The organism is Kitasatospora sp. MBT63, from assembly GCF_000710465.2.
Classification (GTDB): domain Bacteria; phylum Actinomycetota; class Actinomycetes; order Streptomycetales; family Streptomycetaceae; genus Kitasatospora.
On sequence record NZ_JAIZ01000485.1, the window covers coordinates 1 to 6163 of the forward strand.

General features: G+C 74.9%; 6 protein-coding genes and 1 pseudogene. 4 read left to right on the forward strand and 3 right to left on the reverse strand.

What is annotated here, in order from left to right; translation table 11 throughout:
* Nucleotides 1-944 (forward strand): zinc-binding dehydrogenase (locus AA75_RS26280; protein ID WP_033822736.1); only part of this gene is annotated, 944 nt, incomplete at its 5' end.
* A gap of 12 nt (nt 945-956) precedes the next feature.
* On the opposite strand, the gene AA75_RS26285 is transcribed toward AA75_RS26280, so the two are convergent.
* On the reverse strand, nt 957-1844 hold the full coding sequence (locus AA75_RS26285) for a helix-turn-helix domain-containing protein (protein WP_033822737.1): 888 nt from the start codon (nt 1842-1844) through the stop codon (nt 957-959).
* 99 nt (nt 1845-1943) lie between these two features.
* Between AA75_RS26285 and AA75_RS26290 the strand changes: the two genes are divergently transcribed.
* A complete protein-coding gene (locus tag AA75_RS26290; RefSeq protein ID WP_033822738.1) occupies nt 1944-2993 on the forward strand; it encodes an NAD(P)-dependent alcohol dehydrogenase in 1050 nt (349 codons plus the stop codon).
* Nucleotides 2994-3075: 82 nt separating this feature from the next.
* Here AA75_RS26290 and AA75_RS26295 read toward each other — a convergent pair whose 3' ends face one another.
* Nucleotides 3076-3699 (reverse strand): histidine phosphatase family protein, encoded by a 624-nt coding sequence (locus AA75_RS26295; RefSeq protein ID WP_033822739.1) that lies wholly within the window; start codon nt 3697-3699, stop codon nt 3076-3078.
* A gap of 98 nt (nt 3700-3797) precedes the next feature.
* Nucleotides 3798-4271: a cysteine/serine endopeptidase inhibitor gene (locus tag AA75_RS26300; RefSeq protein WP_051813398.1), complete on the reverse strand. Its 474-nt coding sequence runs from the start codon at nt 4269-4271 to the stop codon at nt 3798-3800.
* Between the two features lie 242 nt (nt 4272-4513).
* Between AA75_RS26300 and AA75_RS26305 the strand changes: the two genes are divergently transcribed.
* Complete coding sequence (locus AA75_RS26305) at nt 4514-5242, forward strand: ABC transporter ATP-binding protein (protein WP_033822740.1); 729 nt, start codon at nt 4514-4516, stop codon at nt 5240-5242.
* A pseudogene (locus AA75_RS26310) lies at nt 5239-6163 on the forward strand (hypothetical protein); the annotation flags it as partial. The gene AA75_RS26305 and the pseudogene AA75_RS26310, both read left to right, overlap by 4 nt.

Genomic DNA, 6163 nt, shown 5'->3' on the forward strand with positions numbered 1-6163 from the left:
CGGTCAGGGTGTCGGGGGTCAATCCGACCGACTGGAAGAGCCGCTCGGGTGCGCTCGCGCCCGGCGTCTCCGAGCAGGTCCCGAACCAGGACGGCGCCGGGGTGATCGACGCGGTCGGTCCCGGGGTGGACCCGGGCCGGATCGGCGAACGGGTGTGGGTCTGGGAGGCCGCCTGGCGGCGGGCGGGCGGGACGGCGCAGGAGTACACCGTGCTCCCGGCCCGGCAGGCCGTGGCGCTGCCGCCCGGCGCCTCCTTCGACCTCGGCGCCTCGCTCGGCATCCCGGCGCTCACCGCGCACCGGACCCTGACCGTGGCCGAGGGCGGCCCGGCCAGGCTCGCCCCGGGCGCGCTGGCGGGCCGGACGGTGCTGGTCGCGGGCGGCGCGGGGGCGGTGGGCAACGCGGCCGTCCAGCTCGCGGTCTGGGCCGGCGCCACCGTCGTAACCACGGTCAGCGGTCCGCGCAAGGCCGAGCTCGCGCACGCCGCGGGCGCCCACCACGTGGTGGACTACCGGGCGCAGGACGCCGTTGCCGTGATCCGGTCGGTGGCGCCCGGCGGTGCGGACATCGTGGTGGAGGTCGCCCCGGCGCAGAACGCCGTGCTCGACCACGCCGTCGCGGCTCCCGACGCGGTGATCGCCTTCTACGCGGACAGCGGCGGCCCCGCGGTGGGCTTTCCGGTCCGCGAGGCGATGACGGCCAATCTGCGCTGGCAGGGCGTCCTGGTCTACACCGTGCCCGCGGCGGCCAAGGACCACGCGGTGGCCGCGGTCCGGGCCGCCGTCGCGGACGGCGCGCTGCGGGTCGGCGAGCAGGCCGGCCTGCCGCTGCACCGCTTCCCGCTGGCCGCGACGGGCGCCGCGCACACCGCGGTCGAGCAGGGCGCGGTGGGCAAGGTGCTGATCGACGTGGCCGGCCCGGCCGACGGTGGCCTGCCGGGCTGAGGGCCCGGCCGCCTACCCGTCGGCGGCCCGGGCCGCCTCGCTCGCGGTGGCCGCCTCGGTCGCCTCGGTGGCGGCCCAGCTGGCCAGCAGGCGCAGCGACTCGGCCGAGGGCGAGCCCGGCTCGGCGTGGTAGGTGAGCAGCACCTGGTCGGGGTCGGCGGGCAGCCGCAGGGTCTCGTACTGCAGGGTCAGCCGGCCGACCAGCGGGTGGTGCAGTTCCTTGGTGCCGTGGCCCTTGTCGCGGACGTCGTGGGCGGCCCACAGACGGCGGAAGTCCTCGCTCTTGAGCGAGAGTTCACCGATCAGCGCGGCCAGCCGGGGGTCGTCGGGGAAGCTCCCGGCGTCGAGCCGCAGGAAGCCGACGACGTCGGTGGCCTTGCCCTCCCAGTCGTCGTACAGCTCGCGCGCGGCCGGGTCCCGGAAGACCTGCCAGGCCATGTTGCGCTGCTCCGGCGGCAGGGCGGCGAAGTCGCCGATCAGGGCGCAGGCGAGCCGGTTCCAGGCGATGATGTCGAGCCGCCGGCCGATCACGTAGGCGGGGATGCCGTCCATCATGTCCAGCAGCTGTTGGAAGGCGGGACGCACGCGCTGGGGGCGGGCGGCGCCGCGGGGTCGCCGGTGGACCGGCTTGGTGAGCCGGTACAGGTGCTCGCGTTCGGCGGTGGTCAGGCGCAGTGCGTTGGCGACGCCGTCCAGGACGGCCGTCGACACGTTCTCCCCGTGCCCCTGTTCCAGGCGCACGTAGTACGCGGTGCTGACGCCCGCCAGCTGGGCGAGCTCCTCGCGGCGCAGACCGGGCACCCGGCGCCGGCCGCCGTAGTCGGGCAGACCGACGTCCTCGGGTCGCAGCCGGGCGCGGCGGGAGCGGAGGAATTCGCTCAGTTCGGTGCGCTGGTCCATGACGGCAGTATGAGGGTGATAACGCCAGTGGTAGGAACACCGGTCGTACGACAACCCAGGACCTGGTTGCGGCGGCGGCCGCGCCGCAGGCTGGAGCACATGACGCACACGACCGTCGCCGCATACGCCGCCCCTTCGCCCAAGGCCCCGCTGGAGCGGACCACCATCCCCCGCCGGGCCCTCGGCGCGTACGACATCCTGATCGACATCAAGTTCTCCGGCATCTGCCACTCGGACATCCACCAGGTCAACGACGGCTGGGGGCCGGGCACCTTCCCGATGGTCCCCGGGCACGAGATCGCCGGCGTGGTCGCCGAGGTCGGGTCCGGCGTCACCCGGTACGCGGTCGGCGACCGGGTCGGTGTGGGCTGCTTCGTCGACTCCTGCCGGGAGTGCGAGAACTGCCTGGCCGGCCGGCAGCAGTACTGCACCGGTACCGGCATGGTCGGCACCTACAACAGCACCGGCCGCGACGGGCAGCCGACCTACGGGGGTTACTCCACCCACGTGGTGGTGGACGAGAACTACGTCCTGCGGATCCCCGACACCATCCCGCTGGACGTCGCGGCCCCGCTGCTGTGCGCCGGCATCACGCTGTACTCCCCGCTCTCCCACTGGGGTGCGGGCCCCGGCAAGAAGGTCGCCGTGGTCGGCCTCGGCGGCCTCGGCCACCTCGGGGTGAAGATCGCCCACGCCAAGGGCGCCGAGGTGACGGTGCTCAGCCAGTCGCTGCGCAAGCAGGAGGACGGCCTGAAGCTCGGCGCGGACCACTACCGCGCCACCTCGGACCCGGCCACCTTCCGGGAGCTGGCGGGCAGCTTCGACCTGATCCTCAACACCGTCTCCGCCGAGATCGACCTGGACGCCTACCTCGGTCTGCTGAAGACCGGCGGCACCCTGGTCCAGGTCGGCGCGCCCGAGAACCCGGTGCCGATCTCGGTGTTCGCCCTGATCGGCGGCCGCAAGTCGCTGGCCGGTTCGATGATCGGCGGCATCCCGGAGACCCAGGAGATGCTCGACTTCTGCGCCGAGCACGGCATCGGCGCCGAGATCGAGCTGATCTCCGCCGACCGCATCAACGAGGCGTACGCCCGGGTCGAGACCAGCGACGTCCGCTACCGCTTCGTCATCGACACCTCGACCATCTGAGCACCCCCCGCCACCGGCTCACCCGGGCCCCGGACCGCCCCGGCGGCCCGGGGCCCGCGCCCGTGCGGGCAGGGTCCCCGGGTCAGATCCGTAGTTCCGGGGGGAAGCCGGTCCAGTGCAGTTCGGGTGCCAGGTGGCGCAGGTCGTTGTGGACGAGGACGGCCGACGGGCGGTCGGGTGGGTAGCGTATGACGGTCAGGGCGGCGTTGGCGTGGTTGAGGCCGAGCCAGCGCCAGGGCGGGGCGTCGGTGGCGTGCCGGACCAGCCAGCCGATCAGGAAGTTGTGGGTGACGACCAGCTCGTGGCGGTCCTCGGTGCCGGCGACCGGGCCGGTGAACTGCTCGATCGCCCGCTGGGCCAGCAGGCGGCCGCTCCGGCGTTCCTCGGCGGTCACCGGTTCGACGAAGCGCAGCAGGAAGTCGGCGCAGTCGGCGGGGAGTTCGTCCCGCTCCGGGACGTGGGGAACGTAGTCCCCGGCGAGGTCCGAGGCGTGGAGCGGGACGCCGTCCAGCTGTTCGCCGAGCAGCCGTGCGGTCTCGGCCGCGCGAGCGAGCGGGCCGTGGTGCACCACGGTGAGGGGCCGGTCGCGCAGGTGCCGCCCGAGCAGCACCGCCTGCCGGCGGCCGTTCTCCGTCAGCCCGCCCTCCTCCGACTCGGCCTCGCCGTGCCGGGCCAGGTACAGGTACCGGGTGGCCGTTGCCGTCATGGTGTGATCCCCCTCCGGATGCGGGGCGCGTTCCCGCGCCGCGCCGTCCGGGGAGGGACGCGGGCCGCCCGCGGGCCGGTTCCGGCCGGGAGGGGCCGCTACCCCACCGGCGTGGGCGCCGTCAGCGGTGTGGTCGCGCCGAGGGCGGTGGTCCTGACGAACTGCCAGGTGATGCCGTTGACCACGCCGAGGTCCAGCGGGGCGAGCCTGGCGAAGGCAGGCTCGCTGAGGTCGATGTGCGTGGCGTCGCAGGACGGGCACTTGTCCCTGACCGGCACGGTGATGCTCCTGCCCTGGTAGGTGACCTTGACGGCGATGCCGCCGCAGAGCGGGTCGTTGTTGGGGTTGGCCGAGGTCCACCAGGTGTGCGGGACGGCGACCAGCAGCTGTGTCGAGGCGTTGATCTGCGTGCCGCAGGCGCCGAACCCCGCGTCCGTGTAGTACGTCATGCTGCCGGTCATCGGCTTGTTGACGGGTATCGCCGCGGCGGCGGTGCCCGCTCCGAGCACCGTGAGCGCGGCGGCGGCGAGCGGGACCCCGGCCAGTACCTTCAGGTTCTTGACGACGCGCACGGCCCCTCCAGGTCGGGTGGAACTCCGGACGACGCGGGGCAAGGCTCATCTCAACATCCGCTCACGGCAGTGGAGTTGCTCCCCTCCGGGCCCCGCCTGCCTCCGGACGCTACCCCACCTTCCGCAGGTGGTCCACACCTTTGAGCAATTGTCATGGACACAGGTCGCGGTCCGTCGCGCCCGCCCCCGCCGGGGGCTGGGTAGGGTGGGTCGACCAACCGCAGCGAGAGGCTTTTCCGCCCATGGCCAAGACGACCGCCGCGCCGCGCGGCACCCTGCTCCAGCTGTCCGGCGTCAGCCACTCCTACGGCCCGCGGCAGGTCGTGCAGCCGGTGGACCTCACCCTCGCGGCCGGCGAGTGCGTGGCCCTGCTCGGCCACAACGGTTCGGGCAAGTCGACCCTGCTGCGGATCGCGGCCGGCCGCGAGGTGCCCACCGCCGGCAAGGTGACCTTCGACGGCCTGCCGATGGACGAGAACGACCCCCGGATCCGGGCCAGGGTCGCGGTCGTCGGCGACACCGTCGCCTGCTACCCCGACCTGTCGGTGCGCGAGCACCTGCTGCTGGTGGCCGTCGCGCACGGCGTCGCCGACGCACCGGGCTGGGTCGAGCACGTCCTCGCCGAGCGCAACCTGGCCGACCGGGCGGACGCGCTGCCCTCTGCGCTGTCCTCCGGGCAGCTCCAGGCACTGCTGCTGGCCTGCGCCATGGTCCGCCCGCGCGACCTGCTGCTGCTGGACGAACCGGAGCAGCGGCTGGACCCCGACGCCCGCCGCCGGCTCGCGGACCTGCTGCGGGCCGAGCTCGCCGACGGCGTCGCGGTCCTGCTGGTCACCCACCACACCGACCTGGCGCTGGAGGTGGCCGACCGGGTGCTGGTGCTGGAGGACGGCAAGGTGCTGGCCGAAGGCCCGCCGCGGACCGTCCTGGACGCGCCGCTGCGCACCGGCGCGGGCGGCGGTCGCCGGTGAGCGGCCCCGCCGGCACCCTGCCGTCCACCGACGACCTGCCCGACCCGGACTCCGAACCCCACGCCGCCGGCCGGCCCGCCGCCGACACCCCGGAGGCCGACGGCCCGCCCGCGCCGTGGAGCGCCGACGACGACTGGACCGACGAGACCCTGGCCCTGCTGCGGGAGATGCGCGCCCCGCACCGCCGCGGCCGGGCCCGGCAGATCGGCTTCGCCGTCTACTGCGCCCTGCTGGTGCTGGTGGTCTGGGGAGTCACGCCGAGCTTCGGGCTGCTGCTGCAGTCCTCGATGGGCGCCGACTACACCGCCCACGGCCGGGCGATCCTGGCCGCCCTGCCGAGCGGCGTCGCCGCGCTCTCGCTGGCCACCCTGCTGCTGGCGGCCCGCGACGGGCTGTGGCGCGGGCCGGTGGTGCCGCCCCGGGCGGCGACCGACTGGCTGCTGGCCCACCCGCTGCGCCCACGGCGGGTACTGCGGCCCTGGTTCTGGCTGTCCGCCGGGCTCGCGACCGTACCCGGGGTCCTGGCGGCGGCCGGCGCGATGGTGGTGCTGGCGCTGACCGTACGGGCGGGGCTGCCGGCCGCGTTCGGCTGGTGCCTGCTCGGCGGGGTGTGCGTGCCGCTGCTGGCCACCTGCCTGGGCCTCGCGGTGGAGCTGGACGACCGGGTGGCCGCCGCGGTCCGGCGGCTGACGCCGTACGTGACGGTGGTGGTGCTGCTGCTCACGGCGCAGAGCGTGCTGGCGGCCCGCGGACAGCGGATCGGCTGGCTGGAGCGCGGCGAGCTGTGGTCGGGGCCGTGGGGCTGGGCGGGCCTGGCGGCGCTCGCGCCGACCCCGGCGGCCCGGGCCGGCGCCTGGGCCGCGGCCGGACTGCTGCTGGCCGTCACCGCGGTGTGCGTGGTCCTCGCGGACCGCGCCTGCT

Coding starts and splice junctions, on each gene's coding strand:
- AA75_RS26285 (WP_033822737.1), bottom strand. CDS start 1,844: ATGGACCAGCGCACCGAACTGAGCGAATTCCTCCGCTCCCGCCGCGCC.
- AA75_RS26290 (WP_033822738.1), top strand. CDS start 1,944: ATGACGCACACGACCGTCGCCGCATACGCCGCCCCTTCGCCCAAGGCC.
- AA75_RS26295 (WP_033822739.1), bottom strand. CDS start 3,699: ATGACGGCAACGGCCACCCGGTACCTGTACCTGGCCCGGCACGGCGAG.
- AA75_RS26305 (WP_033822740.1), top strand. CDS start 4,514: ATGGCCAAGACGACCGCCGCGCCGCGCGGCACCCTGCTCCAGCTGTCC.